Below are 24,150 nucleotides of genomic sequence, written 5' to 3'. Positions count from 1 at the left end.
AAAGCACTTGCAAAAACTCATTAACGTTTAGAGAATTGTGGGCTTCTTCTTGCCTTTCTTCTACCAAATTTCTTACGTTCAACAACACGAGAATCTCTAGTTAATAAGCCTTTTGGTTTAAGTGCTGCTCTAAAATCAGCATCCATATCAGCTAAAGCACGTGAAATACCGTGTCTTAAAGCTTCTGCTTGTGCTGAATAACCACCACCTAAAGTTGTAGCTACTACATCTATTAAACTCTCTTGTTTAGTAACTAGAAGTGGCTGAATTACTTTAAGCTTTATAGCTTCATGTCCACCAAGCCAAGTATTAAGATCCATACCATTTACTACGATTTTACCGCTTCCAGCTTTTATCCAAACCTTTGCTACGGCAGTTTTTCTTTTACCAGTTGCATAAACTTTTGCCATAATTATTTTCCTTCTTTTTTAGCTATTTGTGCCGTATGAGGATGCTCACTGCCAGCATAAACTTTTAGTTTTTTTATCATCTCTCTTCCAAGTTTAGTTTTTGGAAGCATTCCACGAACAGCTAATTTAAATAGTTTTTCTGGCTTATTTGCTATCAAATCGCCAAATTTTTCACTCTTTACGCTACCAAAATATCCTGAGTGTCTGTGATAAAGTTTGTCTTCAGCCTTGTTATTACCAGTAAATTCTACTTTTGAAGCATTTATGATGATAACATAGTCGCCACAATCTACGTTTGGCGTGAAGCATGGTTTGTTTTTGCCACGAAGTATAGTTGCTACCTCAGTTAGCAATCTACCAAAACGTTTACCAGCTGCATCAACAACGATCCAGTCTCGCTTAACTTCGTTTGGCTTTGTTATTTTTGTCATTTTCTTACCTTTGCCAAGTTAATTTTTGAGTTGTGATTGTATTTAAACAATGCTTTTATAAAGCTTAAATTAAGTAGCATTTAAACTTCAATATATGAAATTTTTCCATCAAGAGCGTAGAAGATGACGGCGATTATACTATGCTTTGGATAAAATTTACTTAATGCCTCTTTGTATTCTCCAACTTGTTTTTTATTTTCCTCGATATTTTTATCTGTTGTTTTATAGTCTATCACACAAATTTCACTCTCTCCAATACAAAATAAGTCCATCTGTTTTAGTTCGTTTTTTACTTTAAATGGCTGCTCTTTGTAAATTTCTTTATCTTTTATGCACTCTAGAAATTTTGGTTCATTTATTAGTATTTTTGCCCGTTTAAAGGCATCTTCAAGTCTATCAGGTGAGAGAAATTTATAAAATTTATTTAGCATTAAACTTTTAGCTTTTAAAAGCGAATTTTCATCAAATCTTTCACTCATCTCAAGCAAATAGTGAAACGCTAAACCAAAATAGATTGCCTCTAAATTTTTACCGCTCGTTTTTTGCTCTCTTGCCTCTATCTCTTGCCTTTCTATCTTTAAAATTTCAGGCATTTTTTCATCTTTTTTTGCCTCTTTTTGCTCGCTCTTGCTAGGTAAAATTTTGCCAAAACTAAACTCTTTTAGATCAAGATAGTCGTTTACTTCGCTTTTATCACTTCTAGTATAAAAAGAAAAAAAGCTAGGACTATTTCCACTTGGAGTAGCTTGTTTAATGATGATAAGTGACTTTGTGGCTCTAGTGAAAGCAACGTAAATTTTATTGATATTTTCTTGCTTCTCAAGCTCTCTCATTTGCTCTAACACACCAGCATACTCAGGGTCAAAATTTTCTCTACCAGAAATTCTACTTTTTACTATCCACTCGCCTTTTTCGCTATATTCTGTTATAAAGTTTGAGTCATCGCCTCTGCCCTTACTCATCATATCACAAACTATCACGTGAGCAAACTCGAGCCCTTTTGACTTATGAACGGTCATTATCTTTATACCGTCAGCATTTTTTGGACTGATTTTAGAGCTAAAATTTTCAAGATTAAAGATAAAATCGCTTAAATTTTTGTAGCCACTACTTAGCTCAAAAAGCCTTAAAATATCAACATCAGCCATATTTATGTATAAATTTTTAGCTAGATAAAATAGGCTTTTTGTCGCACTATCTTCAGCTTTTATTTTTAGCCTTTTAGGATTTGTATTTACGAGTGCTTTTACATTTTTTTCATAAATTTCTTCACCAAAAAGACAAAATTTCGCATACTCGATGATCGCTGCAACAAACGGTGTTCGCTTTAGCTCCAAAGTGCCTTCATTTACGCTTTTTATCCCCTCACTGCTAAGCACCTCTGAGATGAGGCTGATGTCGCTATTTTTCCAGCAAAGCACAGTTATATCGCTTGCATTTACGCCAGCAGTAAGTAGCTCTTTTACTTGTGAAACTGCCGCACCCGCGATATCCTCGTCACTTAGCACACGCAAGTAGCCATAGTCATCTTCCTCGGCTTCAAAATAAGGGCACTCACCACTTACTTTGTAGTTTAGCTCCTTATCTTTTTTAGCTGGTTTTTGCGGCTCAAAGCTAAGCCCATACCTATGATAAATTTCTTCAAAAACAGTGTTATTAAATTTCACTAAAGCCTTTAAGCTGCGGTAGTTGCTAGGCAAATTTTCCACCAAAATTTGCTCAAATTTCTCTCCAAGCTTATCGAAAAGCTCTTTTTTACCGCCCCTAAATTTATAAATGCTCTGCTTCGTATCTCCAACGTAAAAAAAGCTTCCGAGTCCGTTTTGTCCGTATCCCGAAACAATTTCATTGATAATGGGCAAGATGATCTCATATTGGATCACATTTGTATCTTGAAACTCATCTATCAAAAGGTGATTTATGCGGCCATCAAGCCTAAAATAGAGCACATCTTTATCAAAATTTTCAACCAAAAGCTTAAAGACCAGCTTATTTATATCAGCAAAGCTTAGAGAATTTATCTCTTTATTTAGCTCTAAATTTGAGTATTTATAAACATTTAAGAGCTTGCTAAAACCGCTAAGTCTATATCTTTCAACCTCCAAAATATACTCTTTTGCCGCCTCTTTTAGCTCGTTAAAGAGCCTATCAAGCTCACTTGTATAAATTTTGCTAAAAGTGCGGTAATCTAGGCTCTCTCTTTCAAAGACCTTATTTTTAAAAAGCTCAAACAAATTTTGCTCTTTAAATGTCTTTTTGGCCGTATCGCTAGCACCATTTTGCAAGGCTATATGCTCATTTATCTCCTTTTGCGCTGCTCTTACCTTGCTATCATCTGGATAGCTTGCACCACTATCTTTTAGCTCACCACCAAAGCTCTCATAAAATTTAGCCAAAGTCTGTGAGAAACTTGCCTCTTTTTGGCTTGAAATGATCATCATGAGTGCAAGCTCGCTAAGAAGCTTTTGATCTTTACTTGCCTCTTTTACAAATTTTTTCCATGCCAGATCTTGCAGACTATCTTGCACGCTGTAATCAGGACTAAGCCCTAAATTTTGACTAAATTTCTTTAGGATTCCAGAGAAAAATGCATCAAATGTATAAATTTTTAGCTCACTTTGCAAAAACCTATCAAGCTTCTCATCGCGTCTTTTTACGACCTCATCTTGGCTAAAACTAAGCTCTTTGCAAAGCTTTTCAAGCTCGTCCTTTTTGTTTTGCAAGTCCAAAAAAGTTGTGATTATGCGCTCTTTCATCTCATTGGCCGCTTTTTTGGTAAAGGTTAGAGCGATGATCTCGTTTATATTTTCGCCTCTAAGCACCAAAGCGATATAACGAACACTTAAAGCGAATGTTTTCCCGCTTCCAGCACTTGCTTTTAGGGCTAAAAAATCTTTCATAACTCTCTCCTACAAAGTATGGCATACTCGCAAAATTTACAAGCTCCACTCTTTCTTTCAAAATTTATCTTAGTGTTATTTACGCTCTTTAGATTTTCTATTTCGGCCTTTAGATCATCCACACTTTTTTTCGAGCTGATAAGCACTGGTTCATTTTTTAGAGCAAAATAAGCACTTTTTACCTCGCTGCCATAAAGTGCTTCATAAAATGCAAGCTGAAGCGAGTTCGCATTTGCATCACCAGTTTTATAATCAAGTATAAAAGGCTCACCATCAGGGCTAGCATCGATCCTATCGATAATGCCTTTTATCTTTACACCACAAAAATCACTCTCTATATCTTTTTCACACTCAAGCACTCTAAAGCCATCACTTAAACGTTCATCTTCAAACTCTGCGTATTCTTTAAATTTCTGCGACCAAATCTCAAGCTCAAGCGAAGAAAAATCTTGCTTTGCGAGCATTTCTTTAAAAATAGCCAAATCAAATATATTTTTTTGTCTATAAAATTCACTCGTGTAGTATTCATAAAGCGCCTTGTGCACGCTATTTCCCTGCTTAGATCCTGGCTCAGTTGCTATTGCTTTTGCTCCTTTTATACCAGCTATCTTTGCGTAATAATACTTTCTTGGGCAGGTTAGAAATAGATTTAGCGTCGAAAATGATAGCGGTTTAGTGAAAAAATCATGCTCCAAAATGATCTCGTCATCGCTTAAATTTAGGCTTGTACTTCCTTTTAAAAATAATTTTAAATAGGCCTCATCACTAAATTTCTCATCTTTTATTGTTTTGAAATTTTTTAAAAATCTTGAAGGAATACTCTCTTCGTTTAAAACACAGCTTATGGCGACCTTTTTGGCATTGTTTATAAGACTTTCATAGTAAAATCTCTGCAAATTTTCACGCTCAAGGTAGCTTATAAGTCCTGCTTTTTGCCTCACTTTCGAGTTTAAAAACATCTCATTTGTGCTTCTTGCTGGGATGAAGTTATCATTAAAATCAACTATGATCACACCATCAAATTTCATTCCACGGCTCTCAAGCATGCCCATGACGCTGATCTTTCCACCGCCCACATCATCGATGCTAAGGCGCGAGATATTTAGCAAGAAAATTTCACTTAACTGCTTTAGGCTAAAGCTAAAATACCTACATAAATTCTCAATCCTAAAAAGCTCAAGTGCGAGCTTCTCTTCGCATCTTGGCTCATTTTCAAGCGTTAAAAGCTCGTCTATTAACTCTTTAAATTTAGCAAAGTCACAAAGTTCAAAGTAGCTTGATTTAAATTTATTAAAAAGCTCTTCATTTACACCAAGCGTGCTCAAGATAAAGCCAAGCTCCTCGTAGCTCTCACACTTGCTTTGATCAAAAACCGGCCTTGCCTCTTCGTTTATCGCTCTTGTAATGTAAAAAAGCGCCTCATAAAATTTTGTATTTTTAAAGCTCTCGCCCATAGCGTAGTTAAAAATTTTATTGCTATCATGTAGCCTTAAAATTTCACTAAAACTCTCATCTGGCAATATAACAGCGATGTTTTCAGGCTTTATGCCCTCACGCACAAACTCGCTCGCCTTTGCCATAGCGTAGGCACATTGCAGGCTTCTAGTGGCAAATCGCTTTTCTAAAACTGGCTCAAATTTTTTGATATTTTCTAAGCAAATTAGCTCATTTGTCTTTAAATTTAGCTCATATTTTTTGTAATTTTCAATCTCGCTAATAGCTGAAATTTGCTTTATTTTATTGATTAGCTTTGTGTTGAAAACGCTAGTTTGAAAGATAATTTTTAGCGTAGTTAGCTTTGAGATTTTCTCTAAAATTTCCCACTCAAATTCACTTAAAATTCCATCTATATGCAGTGAAATTTCACTAAAGCTTTTGATGTAAGCTTCATTTATGTTATAAATTTTTGGCAAGGTTATATCATCATAGAGATTTTCTTGACCAAGCAAACTCTCATACTCTTTTAAAACCTCTTCAAGTATGTTTAAATGCTCCTCAAAATTAGCGTAAATATCGTTAAATTTGATCTCAGCAATACTCTTTTTACTAATAGCTAGCTCTTTAAAAAATGAAAAAAGATAGTCATTATTTTTTAAAAATTCAAAAAACTCAGTTGGAATTTTAAGAATCGAGTTTGCCTTTTTAACACTGGCACAGGCTCTATTCATAAGCACTAAAGCATAGGTGCTATCAATCTCAAACCTACCATCTACATAAACTACCTTTTTATAAAACTCAGCGATACTTAGGCTTTTTGGGATTAGCTCATCATTAAAACTTGCATTAAATTCACGAATCTTACGCGAGTTCGTAAAGACAAAAAGTTGGTTTAGGTTATGCATTTTTCTCTCTTGAATTTTTAAGCAATGATAGCTAAATGCTGATAAAAGAGCGCTTTTTACGCTTAGCCAAAGCTTTAAATTTTTATCTAAATACATTAAAATTTTAAGCCTTAAAGAGCCAAAAGCTACAATCACAAAAAAGGAGCGAAAATGCATAAAGAGTTAAACAGACAAGGTTTTTACTATGGCTTTCCGGTTTTGCTAGCCACCACAAAAGATAAAAATGCAAACGATGATATCACGGTGCTTTCATCCTCTTGGACGTTAGGAAATACAGTGGTGCTTGGCATAGGCATTGAAAATCAAGGCTTTAAAAATATCAAAAATGGTTCAGATATCACGCTAAATTTATGTGATGAGAGTCTGCTAGAAGCTGTGCAAAAAATGGAAAAACTAACTGGTGATAGTGAAGTACCAGAAGAAAAAAAGAATCTTGGCTACACCTACGAGCACGACAAATTTAAGGCAGCAAATCTCAGCAAAGAGCCTGGTATAAATGCAAAAACCGTCAGAATAAAAGAGTGCAAGGTACAGATAGAAACGGTTGTAGAAAATATAGAGTTAAAAGAGTGGTTTAGCATAGTTACTTGCAAAATTACAGGCATTTTTGTAGATGAAAATTTACTAAAAGATAAAAAGATAGATACGCAAAAATGGCATCCATTAATCTATAAATTTAAAGAATATGTCGGCACTTGCGAGCGTTTGGGATTAAATTTTGGATTTAAAGAGATTTGATTTATAGTTTTATTTGATAAAAACTTAGCAACTTGGTTTTAGATTTAGCCAAAAAGATTAGTTTGTTAAAATTTAAATCTGGCTTTGAGATCTTTCTTAGATACCAAAGCTGCAATTTTAAGATCATTTTGTGACATTAAGGTCAAATTTATAATACCTTGTATCATTAGTGTCACTTAGCCTTAAAAGTAGCTGCCACCTGCCTTCTTGTAGACTTGTTTCTTCGCTTACTAGATCATTTTCTTGCCATGAAGCTCTTAAAATTTTATTTTCTTTATTTGTCTGTGGGCGAGTGAGTAAAATTTCATATTTTAAAGCTGAAATTTCTCCTTTTTTTGGAGTTAGATGAAATTTAAACTTAGCATTTAGAGCATTAAAATTTGGCTCAAATTTTAGATCAAATTTCTCATCAAAGCGTTTTTCACTCTCTTTGATAAAGGTTATGTTTTCATCGACATTTTGGTAGCTTTGCATATAAGAGCTATCCATTTCGACTGGATGTTTTAGCGCTATGATGATCGTTACTGCGCAAGCGATAATGATAGCAATGAAGCTAAGTACGATAGCATAAGGCCAAAAGGTTTTTTTATCCATTTTTTACCTTTTTATAAAAGATAACAATTATAAAAAATGCAACCAAACCATAGATGAAAAATCTTAAAAAATTTAACGTAGTTTTGTTTGAATTTCCAACACTACTTTCAAGCTGTAAATTTAAGCTAGATGCGATTTGCTCGGCAATATCAGCGTAGCCATTTAATATAGCAGCGTTATAGACATCTTTGCCATTTTTAGAAACCAAAATAGGAATTATCGTTCCTGACTCTGGATTTACACTTAAAATTTGTTCTTTATTAAAAAGTTTTGAGGTATTAGCATCGGCAAAAATTTCTACTTTCTTTTTATCCTTTATAAGCAGTAAAAAAGCATAAGGTGAGCTAAGGTTTTGCTCTTTAAAAAGAGCTTCTAGCTCACCATCTTTATATACGCCAACTACTAAATTTATACCGCTTTTTGCGTAAAGCTCACTGCCGATCTCATTTAGCTTTACGCTTACTTTTTGGCTTAAAATTTCATCATTATTTATCACAAAATTTGCTCCCAAAGCCAAACTTTGCGAGAGCAAAAATATAAAAATGAGTATAAATTTTCTCACACCTAGCCTACAAAAAGGTGGTTTGATGTAAGCACTGACCACGCACAAATAGCTCCTGCAACAACTATCAGCAAGATTATGGCTTTTTCTATTATGCCTAGCATCACTACTCCTTTATAATGACGTGTTTAGCGTTATCAACGCTCTTCATCTCAATGCTACTTGCATCTTTTAATGAGTAAGGCTTGGTTGCTACATCTTTTTGCAAGCCAATACCAATATAAGTAAGTACGCCAAGGATAGATAGCAAAAGCAAAACCGCCACCAAATAACCGCTAATGCCATTTAAAGCAAAGATGTTTCTATTTTTATTTTCCATTATTCGCCCTTTGATAGCGATATGACATATTCGCCAACTGCTTTTTGTTGTATCTCGTTTAATCTGCCATCATTAAATTTAGGCATAACACCGATGTTGCCGTTTTTACCACGATTTAGTACATCCACTATGAACTCACTTGAACCATATTTACTAAGATCAGCCGACATACCATCCATGCCTTTGCCATCATCTCCGTGACAAGCTGCACAAGCTGCGTAAAGCTCTTTTCCCATAGCTACTAAATTTTCATTTTTTGTACTTTTTATAGCACTTATCTCTTTTGCAACATAAGCTGCAATAGCCTTTGCTCCATCAGCATCAGCTAGCCCTGCTGGCATCTCGCCCATAGGATAATCAAGCCCTTTTGAGCCATTTAGTATCGTATCAATTATTCCTTGTTCGCTACCCCAAATTTGTAAATTTGCAGCTTTGCCACCAATGCCATCGCCTGTGATGCCATGACATGCTGAGCATTGCACTAAAAATACGCTCTCTCCCATAGCATGAAGCGTTTCTTTGCTTGGGTTTGCATACTCTTTTTCAAATTTAGCGTTTGCCTCTTTTACCTCTTTATTATATTCACCGATTTGTGAGTAAGAATTTAGTGGATAACCAAGTAAATAATACCAGATTGCCCAAACAAGCGTTAGTAAAAAAACTACTGCCCAACCAAATGGAACTGGGTTTTTATATTCGCCTATCCCATCCCAGTTGTGCTCGCTAAGCTCTACGCTTTCATCTTTTTTAACTTTCATTTGACCAACATACTTGCCAGCTACAACGACAGTTAGTACGATAATTAAGATGGCACCTATTAACGCAAGTAAATTTATATTATCTTCTAAATTTAGCCATTGCATACGCTCTCCTTTGTAGCCTTTTGCTCTAAAATTTTACTTCCGATCTCATCATCTAGGGCTAATCTTGAATACTTCTCATAATTTCTTCTACCTTGCTTTTCGCTTTTGTAAAGATGAAAAAAATAAGCGTACAAAGTGATAGCTAAGAATGCTGTCAAAATAAAATAGCCATAAGCTTGAAGTTCTCTAATATCCATTACTAACTCCTATTTTAGGCTATTTAGATAGGCGATAAGTGCCACGATCTGGCGAATTTCACCTTTTGCAAAAGCACTTTTTACTTGCTCATCTTTCATACTTTCAACGATACTTGCAGCCTGCTCTTTCACGTTAGCATTTGCTTGCTCAAAAGTGCCAAGAGCTGGCATATCTTTCTCATCATAAGGCGTGTTAAAGACCTTTTTAACAGTTAGTGCTTCAGCGTAAGCAGTCTCTATATCAGCATTTTTCTTAAATAAAAATGGATATGCCGGCATGATCGAGCCTGGCACAACAGAGGCTGGGTTTAACATATGATTTTCATGCCAATCTGTCGTTCTATAATTACCCACACGCATAAGATCTGGACCCGTTCTTTTTGAACCCCAAAGATGAGGACGATCATAAGCAAATTCGCCGCTTAGTGAGTACATACCGTATCTATCAGTCTCTGCTTTAAACGGACGTATCATCTGTGAGTGGCAAGTGTTGCAACCATTTTGTATATATATATTTTTTCCAGCAAGCTCTAAAACTGTATAAGGCTTTGTACCCTCAAGTGGTCTAGCTCTATTTGCAAAGTCAGGTAAAATTTCTACCACACCAGCATAGGCTATGACGATAAAGACGCAAACTGCAAAAAAGAATGGATTTTTTTCTAACCAAGCAAACATCACATCACCTCCGCATTGGCTTTAGCACCGCCCATAGGCGTTGCACTTTTTGGCTCTGCCAAAATAGCTTTAGCAGAAGTTGATTTGTAGATATTATAAGCAAACATCAAAAAGCCAATCAAATACAAAAGTCCACCAATAGCTCTAATGTAATAATAAGGTATAAGCACTACAACAGTATCAATAAATGAGTAGAGTAAATTTCCATAGCTATCAGTCGCTCTCCACATCATACCTTGCGTAATACCAGCAATCCACATCGAAGCAAAGTATAAAACGATACCTGTTGTTTGTATCCAAAATTGAGCTTCCATTAAGGATTTTGAATAAATTTCGCGCTTAAAGACACGTGGCGTCATGTGATAAAGTGCTGCCATAGTCATAAAACCAACCCAGCCAAGTGCACCATCATGTACGTGCCCTGGCACCCAGTCAGTATAGTGAGCTAGTGCATTTACAGATTTGATAGCTAGGATAGGACCTTCAAGAGTTGAAAACATATAAAAAGTTGAAGCTAGAATCATAAATTTAATAAGCGGGCTCTCGCGAAGTTGCATCCATTCGCCTTTCATTGTAAGAAGCATATTAATAGCTGAACCCCAAGAAGGCAAAATCAAAACAATAGAAAAAACCGAACCCATAGTCTGCATCCAATCAGGCACAGCAGTATATATTAGGTGGTGACCGCCAGCCCAAAGATAAATAAACATAAGGCCCCAGAATGAAAATAACGAAAGCTTATAAGAAAATATTGGCTGTCCACTCTCTTTTGGCAAGAAATAATAAATTTGGGCGATGATCGCTACTGTAAATACAAATGCAACTGCGTTATGACCATACCACCACTGAACCAAAGCATCGTTTGAGCCAGCATACATCGAAACTGAGTGTAGCCATGAGCCATATCCACTAACTAGTCTTGTTGGAATTTCCATGTTATTAAATAGATAAAGCATAGCAACGCCAAGAAATGTAGCAATGTAATACCAAACCGAGATATAAAGTGTTTTCTCGCGGCGTATACCAATAAGTCCAAATATACTTACACCCCAAAGCACCCAGACTACTACTACTGCAATATCTAGTGGCCACTCAAGCTCGGCATACTCCTTAGATGTACTCTCGCCCATAAAAAGCGTCACAACAGCTAGAATCATAACAAGTATATAAAGCCAAAAATGAAGCTTACCAATGAACATCAAAAACGGAGATTCGCTCATTGATACTTTTAGAACACGCTGTCCAATGTAATACCAAGTGGCAAATATACCAGAGAGCATAAAACCAAAAATGATACCGTTAGTATGAAGAGGACGCAATCTACCAAATGCCGAATACTCACCAGCTATATAGTTTAGATCAGGACAGGCAAGCTGAAAAGCCACCAAAACACCAATAGCCATGCCAACAATACCAAAAAATATCGTGGAGAACATAAAGAGTTTTGCCACACTATAATCATAATGTAGCAACTGGGATGGTCGCATAAATTTTCCTCCTAGTTAAATTTATATTAATTTTCGGTTATTTTAGAGTAGAAAAACTATAAAAAGACTTAATTAATATAAATTATCTTTTACTAGGAGAGTCTTCTATCTATTTTGTAACCAAGTCCAGGAACATTTTTTATAAAATTACTACCGACTTTATCCCTGACACGTTTAACAAAGGTCCTAATAGCAGCCTCTGTCACACTCTCGCCAACCCAAACAACATTTTTTATTTCATCGTGAAGCACAAGCGTACCAAGTCTTTTTATGAGTAAAGATATAAATGCAAGTTCTTTTTTTGTAAGAGAAATTTCAACACCATCTCTGATAAGCACACGTTTTATTTTATTAAAACTATATCCATTTGTAACCTGAATAATATTTGCTGTTTCTATCTTATTTTTAGCGACATTTTCTAACGTAACCAAAAAATCATCAAGATCAATCGGCTTTAAAACGTATTTATCAATACCAACATCTATCGCTTTTAGAAGTGTTTCTTTTTCACTATTTGTACTAAAAACTATAATAGGTGTATCTTTTGAAATTTCTTTAATGCTTTTAGCCATATCAAGGCCATTCATTATAGGCATAAAAACGTCTGTTATAACCATATTTGGATTATATTTTTTAAATTTCTTAAGTCCTTCATCGCCATTTTGAGCAGTGATAACTTTTTCGAATTTATCTCGCATAACTTCTTGTACTATTTTTTTACCATCTCCCTCATTTTCAACGATAAGAACGGTTAGATTATTAAGAATCTTGCTCATTTATTCTTCCTTTTTGGTTATATTTATCAAACATCATAAATTTTGATGCAATTAACAATTATTTCTCTCGCTTTACCATCTTAGGCATTTGCTCTATACCCTAAAAATGATAGATAAATTCCATTTATTATCATTATGCTAGCCGAAATCTTAAACATTATGTCTTTAAATTTTTCATTTAAAATTCCAAATACAAAGCTAGCCAAAAGCATAGCTGGCAATGTACAAAGACCAAATACAAGCATTATAAAAGCCGAATCAATAAAATTTGCACTTAAAATCCCAAGTGCCAAAAAATAATAAACCACACCACAAGGCAAAAAGCCATTTAAAAAACCAAGTAATAAAAAATTTGTTAAATTTTTCTTTTGAATCCTTGTTTTTGCAAGTCTTACTACAAAATTAAGTGCCTTTTGATTCTCTACAAATTTTAAAAGCTCGCCCCTAAGAAGCAAGGCAATGCCGATAAACGTGATCACTAAGCCAACTATAAAAAATATAAGACCTCTTGCTTGCATGCTAAAGCTAATAACAGCTCCAAAGGTGCCAAACAAAGCTCCTAAAACTACATAAGCAAAAATTCTAGCTAGACTATAAAGCGTACTTAGCATTAGAATTTCTCTCTTGCTTTTGCCTTTAAAAAATAGAGTCTGTAAGCTCAAAAATCCGCTGCACATACCTACACAATGACTAAAGCTACTTAAAAATGCAACTGAGATAATCATGTAAAGGTTTATATTTTGCATCTTATAAAATTTCTAAAAACTGCTTAAATATATATTTACTCTCGCTTGGACCACCACTTGCTTCTGGGTGGTGCTGAACTGAAAAGATTGAATAGTCTTTGTATCTCACGCCCTCGATCGTGTTGTCAAATAAATTTCTATGAGTCACAACAGCTACTTCTGCGATACTCTCAGGTACGTTGTAGTTGTGATTTTGTGTTGTTATCTCGATCGCTTTAGTTTCTAAATTTAGTACTGGGTGATTTGCTCCGTGCTGACCAAATTTAAGCTTATATGTCTCGTACCCAAAGGCGTTTGAGAGTAACTGATGTCCAAGGCAAATGCCAAATATCGGTATCCTAGCTTCAATCATCTTTTTGATCTCGCCTATTTCGGCCTTTAAATTTTTTGGCTCACCAGGACCATTTGATAAGAATACCCCATTTATCTCGCCATTTTTAAATTTTTCTATCAAAATTTCAGCCTTAGTGTCGTGTGGCACGACAATGACTTCAAGACCAGTTTCACATAGCTCGTTTAAGATATTTCTCTTTACACCAAAGTCAAAAACAGCTATCTTTTTACCAATACTTTTTAGCGGCTTATATGACTTTAAATTTCTATCCCAAGCACCTTTTTTGTGCTCATATTCATCCATCGCACTAACTGTTTTTACGTAGTTTATATTTTCGATGCGTCCGCTACTTTCAAGCCTACGTTTTAGCTCATCTTTATCACTTATCTGCGTTGAGATATAAGCCATCAAGGCACCTTCATCGCGTAGCATCTTTGTGAGGAATCTAGTATCAACGTCATAAACGCCAAATTTACCTTGCTCTTCGAAAAATTTTCCCAAAGATTTTTGCGAGCGGTAGTTTGATGGAATTTCATTGTAGCTTCTCATTATAACGCCACTTGCATGAATTCTAAGACTCTCCATATCGTCTTCATTTATACCAACTATGCCTATTTCTGGCATAGTAAAGACGATAAACTGACCAGCATAGCTTGGATCGCTCATGATCTCTTCGTAGCCAGTCATCGAGGTATTAAAAACGAGCTCACCTGCACACTCGCCGTGAGCACCAAAAGCTTTTGCTTCTAAAAAAACACCATTTTCAATATAAATGTAAGCTTTCATTAAAGCATGCCTCTTTTTTTAAGCTCATCTTGATATAAACGCTCAAAGACAAGATCATATTCATCAGTTCCTGGGATTAGCTTATGTTTATAATTTTGTATCATTTCATAGACATCATCTTCTATCTTCTCATAGTTTTTTAAGTACTCGTCTATTGAGTTATAAATCACATTTTTTACGCGATTTTCAGATACATTATAATCAACAAGACCGCTCTTCCAAATAGTTTCAAGCACTTTGTGAGCGATATTGCTAAATCTATCTTCGTGGGTTAAGATTACATCAAATTCACCTGCGAGCTTCTTTTTAACGAGCCAAAACATATTTTTGCGGTCAATTTGCATAGTTTGCATCTCGTCTTCATTTTTCTCCAAAAGCTCATTTACTCGCTCATCTAAAGCTCTTTCTTTTTGAATATCGACTGTTAAAATTTCGCTTGTTTTTGATACGATTGGCTCAATGCCTTTATTTAATCTTACGAAACCACAATTTAGAAGATCTATTGCTATTTTATGTGAAATATACGGAACGTGTGGGAGTTTTAAACGCATTTTAAACCTTTAAATTTTTATGCCATTTTAACTAAATAAAGGTAAAACTTTACTTTGAAATTTTAACGACTTTATTATTATCGCTTCTTAAAAAATAAATTTCTCTTCGTCCATCATAAAGTATCTTTCCATCAGTCTTTTGCTCATTTTCTAAATTTGATGAGATATCTAAAGATAGCGATTTACTCATAAAATAATTCTCTCCTAAAGTGCGTCCAAAGTCAGGATACCAACTAAAAGCACAAACTATCAGCAAAACTAAATAAAAAGCTCTAAAAATTTTTCTAAAAGGCGCGTAAAAAAAGCAATATCCAAATATAAAAAATACAGGTAAAAGCCATAAGAAAGGCACGTTATCAACAAAAATAACATTAAAATACTCGCTTATGCCATAGTAAGAAAAGTAGTTGTTGTAAATTCCAACAAATAGCGTAAAAATAGGAGCAAGGACAAATATAATACCCGTAAAAAAAACATTTAAAATTTTCATAATCTCTCCTTTTGAGTGAGATTATATTAAACATAAGCTTTAATATTACTAGATTGATGAAAGCTAGACTAAAATTCAAGGCAAAATGCCATACATAGACATCTACTGCTTCTAGCAACACTTCAAAAAACAGTTTAGCTATAAGCTAAACTGCCTTAAATTTATTATTTTTTAGATAAATACTCTTGCAAGCTTTTTACTTCAAGTGCTTTGCCAGTTTGTACCGAGCTTAGCGACTTAGCGGCTGCAAGTGCTGCGCGGATCGTTGTAAAGTAAGGAATTTTAAATCTAAGCACATTTTGACGGATCTTTTTACCATCATCCACGCTTGATTTTGTATCGCTTGTGTTAATAACAAGTGCGATATCGCCGTTTTTGAGCCTATCTTCGACGTTTGGTCTGCCCTCGCTTATCTTATAGACAAACTCGGCCTCCACACCAGCCTCGCTTAAAATTTTATGTGTACCGCCAGTTGCGATGATGCTAAAGCCAAGCGCTATTAGCTCTCTCGCAAGATCAGGTGCGTAAGATTTATCAGCGTCAGCTAGCGTTAAAAAGACCCTACCCTTGCTTGGCAAAGTATTGCTCGCAGCGATCTGACTCTTTGCAAATGAGCTTGCAAAATCGTGACTTATGCCCATTACTTCACCCGTACTCTTCATCTCAGGGCCAAGGATGAGATCGGCGCCGCTTAGCTTGTTAAACGGCAATACGCACTCTTTTACGCAAATATGCGAGCTAACGCGAGGTTTTAAGATGTCGCCGTCCTCATAAACAACTTTGTAATCATCATAAAATTTAAGCGCCTCACGTAAATTTCCCTGCCACATGACTCTTGTCGCTACCTTTGCCATAGGCACGCCAGTAGCCTTGCTCACAAACGGCACAGTCCTACTCGCACGAGGATTTACCTCGATCATATAAAGCTCGTTTTCATAGATAGCAAACTGGATATTCATAAGGCCGACAACGCCTAAATTTAGCGCGATATCTCTGGTTTGCTTCTCCACTTTTTTTATCATTTCATCACTTAAACTCATCGGTGGCAATATGCAAGCCGAGTCGCCAGAGTGAATTCCAGCCTCTTCGATATGCTCCATTATAGCGCCGATATAGACCTCTTTGCCGTCACATATAGCATCTACGTCAAGCTCTTTTGCATCTTGTAAAAATTTATCAAGTAGTACTGGCGAGTGATTACTAACCTTTACCGCTTCACTCATATACTCTTTTAGCTCGCTCTCGTTGTGTACCCTTCTCATCGCCCTACCACCTAGGACATAGCTTGGGCGAACTAGCACTGGATAGCCGATAGTAGCGGCTTTTTGCAAAGCTTCTTCTAGGCTAGTGGCGGTGTCATTTTTAGGTTGAAGGACGCCTATTTTATTTATAAATTCGCTAAATTTCTTTCTATCCTCGGCCACATCGATCACTCTTGCAGTTGTTCCAATGATCTTTGCACCGATCACGCTTAAGCGTTTTGCAAATTTAAGCGGAGTTTGGCCGCCAAAATGCACGATCACGCCGTCTGGCTTTTCACGCTCGATGACCGATCTCACGTGCTCAAAATCGATCGGCTCAAAATATAAAATATCACTCGTGTCGTAGTCGGTTGAGACGGTTTCTGGGTTGCAGTTGTACATTATCGTTTTTATGCCAAGGTCTCTTAGAGCGTAGCTTGCATGCACGCAGCAGTAGTCAAACTCTATACCCTGGCCGATCCTGTTTGGACCACCGCCTATTATCATTACCTTTTTAGCGTCTTTTACAAGCTCTTTTTTAGGAAATTTGGTGATATTTGTGGTTGAGTAAAGATACGGCGTTAGCGCCTTAAATTCGCCCGCGCAAGTATCAACCTCGTTGTATTCAAGCTCGATACCAAGCTTTTGCCTAGCAAAATAGATATCATTTTGACTGAGCTCAAGATCGTCTTTTTCATTTATAAGCACAGCTATCATCTTATCTGAAAAGCCCATGCTTTTAGCCTCTCGCAGCAACTCCTCGTTGTTTAAGATATCCATATCGATCTTATCTTCAAATTTAACTATCTCATAAATTTGCTCTAAAAACCAAGGATCAATCTTACTAAACTCATGCACCTCAGCCACGCTAAATCCATCTCTAAAGGCTTGCGCTAGATATAAAATTCTCCTCTCATTTGCATTTCTGATGCCATAAACCAAGGCATTTTTCTCTAGACTAAGGCTGTTAAATCCGCAAAGGTCGCGCTCTAGGCTGCAAAGCGCCTTTTGGATACTCTCTTTAAATGTCCTACCAATGGCCATAACCTCGCCAACTGACTTCATCGCAGTGCCTAGATATGGGTTTGATCCTGGGAATTTCTCAAATGTAAAACGTGGAATTTTTGTCACTATGTAGTCAATCACCGGCTCAAAGCTAGCAGGTGTGCCTGTGATGTCGTTTTTGATCTCATCTAGACTAAAACCAACTGCAAGCAGTGTCGCGACCTTTGCGATAGGATAGCCAGTAGCCTTACTTGCAAGGGCTGAGCTTCGACTAACACGTGGGTTCATCTCGATAACGATCATACGGCCAGTTTTTGGATCTATGGCAAACTGCACATTACTACCACCAGTATCAACACCGATCTCACGAAGTATGGCAAAGCTAGCGTCACGCATAGCCTGATACTCTTTATCTGTGAGTGTGAGTGCTGGTGCAACCGTGATGCTATCGCCTGTGTGAACGCCCATTGGGTCAAAATTTTCGATCGAGCAGACGATGATGCAGTTATCATTTCTATCTCTGATGACCTCCATCTCGTACTCTTTCCAGCCAAGCAGGCTCTCTTCTATCAAAATTTCATGTATTGGGCTTGCGTCAAGGCCAGTGTTGGCTAACTCTTTAAATTCGTCCATATTGTAAGCCACGCCGCTTCCTGCGCCACCAAGCGTGTAGCTAGCTCTTATGATGAGCGGAAAGCCTATCTCATTTGCCGCATTTAGCGCGTCGTCCATGTTATAAGCATATCTACTCTCAGGCAGATCCATGCCGATCTTTTGCATGGTAGCCTTAAAAATTTGTCTATCTTCGCCCTTTTTTATCGCTTCTGGGTTTGCACCAAGAAATTTCACATCCTTTAAAAGACCGCTCTCAAAGACCTCCATAGCAGCATTTAGTGCTACTTGACCGCCCATCGTTGGCAAGATGGCGTCAATATTTTCTTTTTCGATGATCTTTAAAATGCTATCTTTTGTGATCGGCTCTATATACGTTGCATCGGCAAAATTTGGGTCAGTCATGATGGTGGCTGGGTTTGAGTTGATAAGCACTACGCGGTATCCAAGCTCTTTTAGCGTCTTGGCTGCTTGCGTGCCTGAGTAGTCAAATTCGCAGGCTTGACCGATGACGATAGGGCCTGAGCCGATTAGCAAAATGGTATTTATATCTGTTCTTTTTGGCATTATTTTTCCTTTGTTACAACGTATAGATAGTTTGGTATGTTTAGCTTCGCATAGGGCTCAACTATCACGCTTTGATAGGAGCTCTCTTTTAAAATTTTACTCACGCGCCCTACTGGCACCCCACTAAAAAATATCCCGTCAAGCCCGCTCGTAAAGACCTCATCGCCCTCTTTTGGGCTGAGCCATTGTGGGATAAATTTCACCATTATTTGGCCTTGATTTCCATGCGCAACGCCTGGAATTTTGTCATTTCCTATATAAACTGCAAATATACTTTTTGGGTCATTTTGCAAGTAAGCTAGTGGCTTGCCATCTTTTGCGATGACGATGCCAGCACTATTTCCTTGATAGATAAGCCCGTAAATTTTATTTGGGTTGTATCCTTCAAACTCGCTTATCCAAATTTTATTATAATCCCCGATATGAACGTAGCTAAGCCCTTTTACTAGCTTTACAGCTGGGGCATAGGCAGTTGAGTTTTTATCTTTTAAAATTTGATTTAGCTCGTTCGCAAAAGTAGAAAGAAGCGTGGCTGAGCGCTCTAGCTCTTCATTTTGCGCTCTTAGTTTTTCTATCTCGCTAGCCTGCCTAAAATATTCGTTTATATAGTCTTTCACGCTTTTAGCAAAATTGTCGTATGAATTTGTAGCATAGTTACTAAACCCAATAGAAAGATTACTTAAAATTTCTCCCTTGAAAACTGAGGCCGTAGCAAGCAATGCTATAAAAACAAAAAGAACAATCTTACTCTTCATTTGTCAGCTGTTGTAAAAGCCCAATCTCTTCAAGTGCCTTGCCCGTTCCTCTAGCAACCGCAAGGAGTGGCTCGTCAGCTACAAAAACTGGAAGTTTAACGATATCAGATAAAAATTTATCAAGTCCTCTAATAAGTGCTCCACCACCAGTTAATACGATACCAGTCTCCACGATATCACCAGCAAGATCAGGCGGCATCATCTCAAGCACGGTTTTAAGCGCATCTGCAATCTCTTTTAGCGGTTCTCTCATCGCCTCTCTTACATCTTCGCTTGTTAGCTCGACTCTACTTAAAAGACCACTTACTTGGTCGCGTCCTTTTACCACTACGCTTAGCTCTTTTTCAAGCTGCACAGCAGAACCTACAGCGATCTTTATCTCCTCGCCAGTTCGCTCACCTATTAGTAGGTTATATTTCTCTTTTATGTAATTAACAATGCTAATATCGATCTTATCGCCAGCTGTGCGGATTGATTTTGAGATGACTAGTCCGCCAAGCGAGACAACGCCTATCTCAGTCGTACCACCACCGATATCAACCACTAGGTTACCTTGTGGCTCACGAACTGGTAAATTTGCGCCAATCGCTGCTGCCATAGGCTCTTCGATCAAAAATACCTCTCTTGCTCCAGCACTTAAAGCACTTTCTCTAACAGCTTTTCTTTCGACCTGAGTAAGTCCATAAGGAACTGAGATGATGATCCTTGGGCGTAAAAAGCTTTTTCTTTTATGAGTCTTTTCTATAAAATAGCGTATCATGCGCTCAGTCATATCAAAATCCGCAATTACGCCATCTCTCATCGGCCTTATCGCCTCGATATCGCCTGGAGTTTTTCCTACCATCTCTTTTGCAGCATGTCCGACCGCTAAAATTTTTTGTTTGCCATATTTCTCACGCCTTACTGCAACAACAGAAGGCTCGTTTATTATTATGCCTTTATCCTTTACCAAAACAAGTGTATTTGCTGTACCTAGATCTATACCCATATCACTTGAGAAAAAACCTATAACCTGATCTAAAAACATCTATTTCCTTTATGCTATTTTCTTATCGTGCTTTATTAAAATTGGCTTTGCCTTATCTTTTACAGTCTCTTTTGAGATAACAATATCATATTCTTTTAACTCTGGCAGCTCATACATTATGTCTGTCATAAGCTCTTCCATTATACTTCTAAGCCCTCTAGCTCCAGTCTTTCGCTCAATGGCCAGACTTGCTATCTCTTCAAGTGCTTCATCATCAAATTTAAGCGTAGCGCCATCAATCGCACAAAGCTTTTGGTATTGTTTTAATATCGCATTTTTTGGCTCGGTTAAAATTTTAACCATATCTTCTTTTGTTATCTCATTCAAAGTAGCCACCACGTGAAGTCTACCAATGAGCTCTGGAATGAGACCATATCTTACAAGATCGTCTGGCTCAAGTAGACTTAGTAAATTTTCTTTTTCATTTTTACCACGTTTTTCTTGGTTAAATCCAAGTACGTTTTTACCAACCCTTCTCTCTATAATATCAAGAAGTCCGTCAAATGCACCGCCACAAACGAATAAGATATTTGTCGTATCTATCTGGATGAAGTCTTGGTTTGGATGCTTTCTGCCACCTTTTGGTGGGATGTTCACGACGCTTCCTTCGATGATCTTTAATAATGCTTGCTGTACGCCTTCACCCGAAACGTCTCTTGTGATGCTTCTATTTTCACTCATTCTAGCGATCTTATCGATCTCATCTACAAAGACGATGCCTTGCTCCGCCTTTTTAACATCACCATTTGCAGCTTGCAAGAGCCTTGTTAGGATATTTTCAACGTCCTCGCCGACATATCCAGCCTCAGTTAGGCTTGTGGCATCACAAATTGCGATAGGTACATCAAGAAATCTTGCCAAAGTCTGAGCCATCAACGTCTTTCCGCTTCCAGTTGGGCCAACAAGCAGGATGTTTGATTTTGAAATTTCAGTATCGTCTTTAATGTCGCTTTGTTTAAAAATTCTCTTATAGTGGTTATATACGCCGACGCTAAAGACCTTTTTAGCTCTATCTTGACCGATCACATAGTTATCAAGTACCGCTTTTAGCTCCTTTGGTGTGAGCTTTTGATACTCTATCGTTTCGTCATTTTTACTCTCTTCTACGCTAGTATCTCCATGTATCATATCGTATGCGGCTGCTATGCAGTACTCGCATATATAGGCATTTCCTTCGATATCAGCGAGTAATCTTCTCTCAGCAGACTCAGCCTCTCCACAAAAATTACACTTTCTAGCCATTAATCTCTTCCTTTTGCAAGCGGAATTCCTCTTGTCGTTTCTAATATAAATTTACACATTTTTTTAACATTTTCATCGCTGGTTTTTGCGATTAGCTCGTTTGCTTGATCTTTTAGGTTAATGCCTTGATTAAACAAAAATTTATAAGCGCGAACTAGCTCCTCAACTTGCTCTTTATCAAATCTACGTCTAATGCCAACTAAATTTAAGCTTCTTATATAGGCTCTGTTGCCCTCAGCTAGGCAAAATGGCACTACATCTTGGCTTAGCGCACTAGCCCCTGCGATCATGCAGCTCTCACCCACTCTAACAAACTGATGAATTGGCGTAAGACCGCCAACAACAGCATAATCACCAAGCTCGACGTGGCCTGCTAGTGTTGCGTTATTTGCCAAAATGACGTTATTACCAATGATGCAATCATGTGCGATGTGAGAGTAGGCCATGATAAAGGCATTATCACCGATCCTTGTTATGCCATCGCCTTTGTGCGTGCCTGAGTTTATCGTGCAAAACTCACGTATAGTTGCGTGTTCGCCGATAATAACGCCAGTATCAGTCTCATCTTTATAGCTGATATCTTGCGGGATATCGCCCACGATCGCGTAGCTAAATACACGAGAGTTATCGCCGATCCTCGTCTTGCCAATCACCCTTGCGCCTTGTTTTATCGTGACGTTGTTGCCAAGGACCGCATCTTTACTTACAAATGCATAAGCCTCGATATTTGCGTCATCTCCAATGATCGCTCCATCTTCTATAACGGCTGTTTGGTGGATATTTTTCATTGTCTCTCTTTTTCTTAAAGCCTATTTATCGACTATCATCGCTTTTAGTTCAGCCTCAGCGCAAAGTGCGTCATCTACGTATGCTTTGCCTTCAAGCACCCAGATATTTCCTTTGTGCTTTAGCACATTTAATCTATACTCTAGTCTATCTCCAGGACGGACCGGATGGCGAAATTTTGCTCCGTCTATGCTCATAAAATAGACTACTTTATTCTCGATACCAGCTTGATGCTCATCACTCATGCTCTTAAACGCTAGCACACCGCCAGCTTGCGCCATACCTTCGATTATCATCACGCCAGGATAGATCGGGTGACCTGGGAAATGCCCCTGAAATATCGGCTCGCCAATGGTTACATTTTTGTAAGCTACGATATTCTTAGCTGGCTCTAGCTCGACAACTCTATCTATAAGTAAAAATGGGAATCTATGTGGAAGAATTTTTTGAATTTCTACGACGTCTATCACGTTTTAGCCTTAGTAATGTAAATTTGTGGCGATTGTAACAAATTTATACTAAGAAAAAAATTATTAGCCTCTTTTAAAAATCTCTAAATTTCGCCTTATGTGGCAAAAATTTAATTCACTGCTTTAAGATAAATTTTATAAACTTACCTTTTAGTCTAAAACCAAAATTTCTTCGCTATCGTTGTAAAAAACAGCCTTTGCGTAAATTTCGTAGCTACCCTTTTTGACCTCGTCTAAGATGATGATAGGATTTTGCGAAAACTCCCCGCTTATCTCACGGCGAAATTTTAGCTCATCATCAAGCTCAAGCGGCCTTTTGCAAAGCTCATCAACGCTTTTAAATTTGCTGTTTGTAAATTTATTAAAGCGCTCTATGCTCATAAATATCGCGCCCTCTTTTAGCTCATCGTCCATTTCGCAGGAATTTTCTACATTTAGCTTCAAATTTTCTCTTTTAAAGCCAGAGTAGAGCACAAAGTAGCTTGGTATCACAGCGTTTTGAAATTTCACACTAGCGCGTAAAAGCCTGTAGTTTAAAAATCGCCTTCTAAAAAGGTGAAATTTCTCACCTCTCGCCTCGCACTCGCGCACCTTTTTATAAAGCTCAAGCCTAGCTTCTATGCTGCCATAAAGCGCCCTTGCGTGTAGCTCGCTCGTTAGCTCACTTTGGGGCAAATTTTGCGAGTCGCGCTGTTTTTTTAGTGCAAAGACGCAGCCGCAGTAATTTTGGTGATAGAGCTTATCTTTTTTAGCTAGGATGAACTGCTCGCTTGTGCCGCCATTTTTTCTATAATCAACCGCAACCGCCTCTAAATTTGAGCCAGCCACTGCCTCATCAAGCGCCTTTTTAAGCTGAGAAAAGTCCTTTTTTGGGCTCATCAAAAGTGTCGTCGTGATCTTACCAAGTCCTAGCTCAAGTGCCTTTTTAGCGGAGTCTTTCATACGAAAATCAAAGCAGTACTCGCACCTTTTACCCTTTTCTGGCTCGTCTTCAAGCCCCTTTGTGCCACCAAGCCACGCCTCATAGTCGTATTCGCCGCATAAAAGCTTGATGCCTAGCTTCTCGCAGCTTCGCTTCACGTCCTCAAAACGCAGTAAAAATTCGCTATATGGATGTATGTTTGGATCATAAAAATAGCCTACTATTCGTTCATTTGGATAGTCTTTTCGTAGGCGCTGTAAAAAGTAGTGGCTATCGACCGAGCAGCAGATATGAACTAGCAAATTTGACCTTTTTTGCTTGC

At 37.5% G+C, this 24,150-nt stretch carries 24 protein-coding genes; 1 reads left to right on the top strand and 23 read right to left on the bottom strand.

The window, feature by feature from the left end:
* Nucleotides 1-20: 20 nt before the first annotated feature.
* The 4 genes from rpsI to CVS97_RS06605 all read right to left on the bottom strand — a co-directional run bounded on the left by rpsI (nt 21) and on the right by CVS97_RS06605 (nt 6,179).
* Nucleotides 21-410, bottom strand: coding sequence for a 30S ribosomal protein S9 (gene rpsI, locus CVS97_RS06620; RefSeq protein WP_021084780.1), 390 nt, complete (start codon nt 408-410; stop codon nt 21-23).
* A gap of 2 nt (nt 411-412) precedes the next feature.
* Entirely contained in the window at nt 413-841 is a 429-nt protein-coding gene (rplM, locus tag CVS97_RS06615) for a 50S ribosomal protein L13 (protein WP_002939292.1), read from the bottom strand.
* Nucleotides 842-921: 80 nt separating this feature from the next.
* Complete coding sequence (locus CVS97_RS06610) at nt 922-3,741, bottom strand: RecB-like helicase (protein WP_107785521.1); 2,820 nt, start codon at nt 3,739-3,741, stop codon at nt 922-924.
* Nucleotides 3,738-6,179, bottom strand: coding sequence for a PD-(D/E)XK nuclease family protein (locus tag CVS97_RS06605; RefSeq protein ID WP_234401387.1), 2,442 nt, complete (start codon nt 6,177-6,179; stop codon nt 3,738-3,740). The genes CVS97_RS06610 and CVS97_RS06605 overlap by 4 nt, the downstream gene beginning before the upstream one ends.
* 54 nt (nt 6,180-6,233) lie before the next feature.
* Between CVS97_RS06605 and CVS97_RS06600 the strand changes: the two genes are divergently transcribed.
* A complete protein-coding gene (locus CVS97_RS06600; protein ID WP_107785520.1) occupies nt 6,234-6,821 on the top strand; it encodes a flavin reductase in 588 nt (195 codons plus the stop codon).
* Nucleotides 6,822-6,944: 123 nt separating this feature from the next.
* Here the strand turns inward: CVS97_RS06600 and CVS97_RS06595 are convergent, their stop codons facing one another.
* The 19 genes from CVS97_RS06595 to CVS97_RS06505 form a co-directional block, all read right to left on the bottom strand.
* Nucleotides 6,945-7,415: a FixH family protein gene (locus CVS97_RS06595; protein ID WP_103560498.1), complete on the bottom strand. Its 471-nt coding sequence runs from the start codon at nt 7,413-7,415 to the stop codon at nt 6,945-6,947.
* Nucleotides 7,408-7,977, bottom strand: a complete 570-nt coding sequence (locus CVS97_RS06590; protein WP_107785519.1) for a hypothetical protein — start codon at nt 7,975-7,977, stop codon at nt 7,408-7,410. The genes CVS97_RS06595 and CVS97_RS06590 overlap by 8 nt, the downstream gene beginning before the upstream one ends.
* A 106-nt stretch (nt 7,978-8,083) precedes the next feature.
* Nucleotides 8,084-8,296 (bottom strand): DUF4006 family protein, encoded by a 213-nt coding sequence (locus tag CVS97_RS06585; protein WP_021090794.1) that lies wholly within the window; start codon nt 8,294-8,296, stop codon nt 8,084-8,086.
* Nucleotides 8,296-9,159, bottom strand: coding sequence for a cbb3-type cytochrome c oxidase N-terminal domain-containing protein (locus tag CVS97_RS06580; protein WP_103592810.1), 864 nt, complete (start codon nt 9,157-9,159; stop codon nt 8,296-8,298). Before CVS97_RS06580 ends, CVS97_RS06585 begins: the two co-directional genes overlap by 1 nt.
* Nucleotides 9,147-9,356 (bottom strand): cytochrome c oxidase, cbb3-type, CcoQ subunit, encoded by a 210-nt coding sequence (locus tag CVS97_RS06575; RefSeq protein WP_021090915.1) that lies wholly within the window; start codon nt 9,354-9,356, stop codon nt 9,147-9,149. The genes CVS97_RS06580 and CVS97_RS06575 overlap by 13 nt, the downstream gene beginning before the upstream one ends.
* Before the next feature lie 9 nt (nt 9,357-9,365).
* Nucleotides 9,366-10,031: a cytochrome-c oxidase, cbb3-type subunit II gene (gene ccoO / locus CVS97_RS06570; RefSeq protein WP_084041629.1), complete on the bottom strand. Its 666-nt coding sequence runs from the start codon at nt 10,029-10,031 to the stop codon at nt 9,366-9,368.
* A complete protein-coding gene (ccoN, locus tag CVS97_RS06565) occupies nt 10,031-11,518 on the bottom strand; it encodes a cytochrome-c oxidase, cbb3-type subunit I (protein ID WP_107785518.1) in 1,488 nt (495 codons plus the stop codon). Before ccoN ends, ccoO begins: the two co-directional genes overlap by 1 nt.
* Nucleotides 11,519-11,610: 92 nt before the next feature.
* A complete protein-coding gene (locus tag CVS97_RS06560; RefSeq protein ID WP_021090989.1) occupies nt 11,611-12,294 on the bottom strand; it encodes a response regulator transcription factor in 684 nt (227 codons plus the stop codon).
* A gap of 80 nt (nt 12,295-12,374) precedes the next feature.
* Entirely contained in the window at nt 12,375-13,040 is a 666-nt protein-coding gene (locus CVS97_RS06555) for a sulfite exporter TauE/SafE family protein (protein ID WP_234401386.1), read from the bottom strand.
* A gap of 1 nt (nt 13,041) precedes the next feature.
* Nucleotides 13,042-14,160 carry a glutamine-hydrolyzing carbamoyl-phosphate synthase small subunit gene (gene carA / locus CVS97_RS06550; RefSeq protein ID WP_107785517.1) on the bottom strand — a complete coding sequence of 373 codons (1,119 nt, stop codon included), beginning with the start codon at nt 14,158-14,160 and terminating at the stop codon, nt 13,042-13,044.
* The gene (locus CVS97_RS06545; protein WP_107785516.1) at nt 14,160-14,711 is read right to left on the bottom strand and encodes a DUF507 family protein; all 552 of its coding nucleotides are present in this window, start codon (nt 14,709-14,711) and stop codon (nt 14,160-14,162) included. The genes carA and CVS97_RS06545 overlap by 1 nt, the downstream gene beginning before the upstream one ends.
* Nucleotides 14,712-14,760: 49 nt before the next feature.
* Complete coding sequence (locus CVS97_RS06540; RefSeq protein ID WP_107785515.1) at nt 14,761-15,201, bottom strand: isoleucyl-tRNA synthetase; 441 nt, start codon at nt 15,199-15,201, stop codon at nt 14,761-14,763.
* 164 nt (nt 15,202-15,365) lie between these two features.
* Nucleotides 15,366-18,626, bottom strand: coding sequence for a carbamoyl-phosphate synthase large subunit (carB, locus tag CVS97_RS06535; protein WP_107785514.1), 3,261 nt, complete (start codon nt 18,624-18,626; stop codon nt 15,366-15,368).
* Nucleotides 18,626-19,381 (bottom strand): rod shape-determining protein MreC, encoded by a 756-nt coding sequence (gene mreC / locus CVS97_RS06530; protein WP_087578294.1) that lies wholly within the window; start codon nt 19,379-19,381, stop codon nt 18,626-18,628. Before mreC ends, carB begins: the two co-directional genes overlap by 1 nt.
* Nucleotides 19,371-20,408, bottom strand: a complete 1,038-nt coding sequence (locus tag CVS97_RS06525) for a rod shape-determining protein (protein WP_021090637.1) — start codon at nt 20,406-20,408, stop codon at nt 19,371-19,373. Before CVS97_RS06525 ends, mreC begins: the two co-directional genes overlap by 11 nt.
* Nucleotides 20,409-20,417: 9 nt before the next feature.
* Nucleotides 20,418-21,650 (bottom strand): ATP-dependent Clp protease ATP-binding subunit ClpX, encoded by a 1,233-nt coding sequence (gene clpX / locus CVS97_RS06520; protein WP_021090629.1) that lies wholly within the window; start codon nt 21,648-21,650, stop codon nt 20,418-20,420.
* Nucleotides 21,650-22,438: an acyl-ACP--UDP-N-acetylglucosamine O-acyltransferase gene (gene lpxA, locus CVS97_RS06515; protein ID WP_107785513.1), complete on the bottom strand. Its 789-nt coding sequence runs from the start codon at nt 22,436-22,438 to the stop codon at nt 21,650-21,652. The genes clpX and lpxA overlap by 1 nt, the downstream gene beginning before the upstream one ends.
* A 21-nt stretch (nt 22,439-22,459) precedes the next feature.
* On the bottom strand, nt 22,460-22,906 hold the full coding sequence (gene fabZ / locus CVS97_RS06510; protein ID WP_021091063.1) for a 3-hydroxyacyl-ACP dehydratase FabZ: 447 nt from the start codon (nt 22,904-22,906) through the stop codon (nt 22,460-22,462).
* Between the two features lie 150 nt (nt 22,907-23,056).
* Entirely contained in the window at nt 23,057-24,130 is a 1,074-nt protein-coding gene (locus tag CVS97_RS06505; RefSeq protein WP_107785512.1) for an epoxyqueuosine reductase QueH, read from the bottom strand.
* Nucleotides 24,131-24,150: the final 20 nt, after the last annotated feature.

The sequence above is a fragment of the Campylobacter concisus genome (assembly GCF_003049735.1).
GTDB lineage: Bacteria > Campylobacterota > Campylobacteria > Campylobacterales > Campylobacteraceae > Campylobacter_A > Campylobacter_A concisus_AN.
This window is presented reverse-complemented; position numbering and strand designations above follow the sequence as displayed.

What these genes read in the sequence shown, in the direction of transcription:
- rpsI (WP_021084780.1), bottom strand. Translation starts at nt 410, where the DNA reads ATGGCAAAAGTTTATGCAACTGGTAAAAGAAAAACTGCCGTAGCAAAG.
- rplM (WP_002939292.1), bottom strand. Translation starts at nt 841, where the DNA reads ATGACAAAAATAACAAAGCCAAACGAAGTTAAGCGAGACTGGATCGTT.
- CVS97_RS06610 (WP_107785521.1), bottom strand. Translation starts at nt 3,741, where the DNA reads ATGAAAGATTTTTTAGCCCTAAAAGCAAGTGCTGGAAGCGGGAAAACA.
- CVS97_RS06605 (WP_234401387.1), bottom strand. Translation starts at nt 6,179, where the DNA reads ATGTATTTAGATAAAAATTTAAAGCTTTGGCTAAGCGTAAAAAGCGCT.
- CVS97_RS06600 (WP_107785520.1), top strand. Translation starts at nt 6,234, where the DNA reads ATGCATAAAGAGTTAAACAGACAAGGTTTTTACTATGGCTTTCCGGTT.
- CVS97_RS06595 (WP_103560498.1), bottom strand. Translation starts at nt 7,415, where the DNA reads ATGGATAAAAAAACCTTTTGGCCTTATGCTATCGTACTTAGCTTCATT.
- CVS97_RS06585 (WP_021090794.1), bottom strand. Translation starts at nt 8,296, where the DNA reads ATGGAAAATAAAAATAGAAACATCTTTGCTTTAAATGGCATTAGCGGT.
- CVS97_RS06580 (WP_103592810.1), bottom strand. Translation starts at nt 9,159, where the DNA reads ATGCAATGGCTAAATTTAGAAGATAATATAAATTTACTTGCGTTAATA.
- CVS97_RS06575 (WP_021090915.1), bottom strand. Translation starts at nt 9,356, where the DNA reads ATGGATATTAGAGAACTTCAAGCTTATGGCTATTTTATTTTGACAGCA.
- ccoO (WP_084041629.1), bottom strand. Translation starts at nt 10,031, where the DNA reads ATGTTTGCTTGGTTAGAAAAAAATCCATTCTTTTTTGCAGTTTGCGTC.
- ccoN (WP_107785518.1), bottom strand. Translation starts at nt 11,518, where the DNA reads ATGCGACCATCCCAGTTGCTACATTATGATTATAGTGTGGCAAAACTC.
- CVS97_RS06560 (WP_021090989.1), bottom strand. Translation starts at nt 12,294, where the DNA reads ATGAGCAAGATTCTTAATAATCTAACCGTTCTTATCGTTGAAAATGAG.
- CVS97_RS06555 (WP_234401386.1), bottom strand. Translation starts at nt 13,040, where the DNA reads ATGCAAAATATAAACCTTTACATGATTATCTCAGTTGCATTTTTAAGT.
- carA (WP_107785517.1), bottom strand. Translation starts at nt 14,160, where the DNA reads ATGAAAGCTTACATTTATATTGAAAATGGTGTTTTTTTAGAAGCAAAA.
- CVS97_RS06545 (WP_107785516.1), bottom strand. Translation starts at nt 14,711, where the DNA reads ATGCGTTTAAAACTCCCACACGTTCCGTATATTTCACATAAAATAGCA.
- CVS97_RS06540 (WP_107785515.1), bottom strand. Translation starts at nt 15,201, where the DNA reads ATGAAAATTTTAAATGTTTTTTTTACGGGTATTATATTTGTCCTTGCT.
- carB (WP_107785514.1), bottom strand. Translation starts at nt 18,626, where the DNA reads ATGCCAAAAAGAACAGATATAAATACCATTTTGCTAATCGGCTCAGGC.
- mreC (WP_087578294.1), bottom strand. Translation starts at nt 19,381, where the DNA reads ATGAAGAGTAAGATTGTTCTTTTTGTTTTTATAGCATTGCTTGCTACG.
- CVS97_RS06525 (WP_021090637.1), bottom strand. Translation starts at nt 20,408, where the DNA reads ATGTTTTTAGATCAGGTTATAGGTTTTTTCTCAAGTGATATGGGTATA.
- clpX (WP_021090629.1), bottom strand. Translation starts at nt 21,650, where the DNA reads ATGGCTAGAAAGTGTAATTTTTGTGGAGAGGCTGAGTCTGCTGAGAGA.
- lpxA (WP_107785513.1), bottom strand. Translation starts at nt 22,438, where the DNA reads ATGAAAAATATCCACCAAACAGCCGTTATAGAAGATGGAGCGATCATT.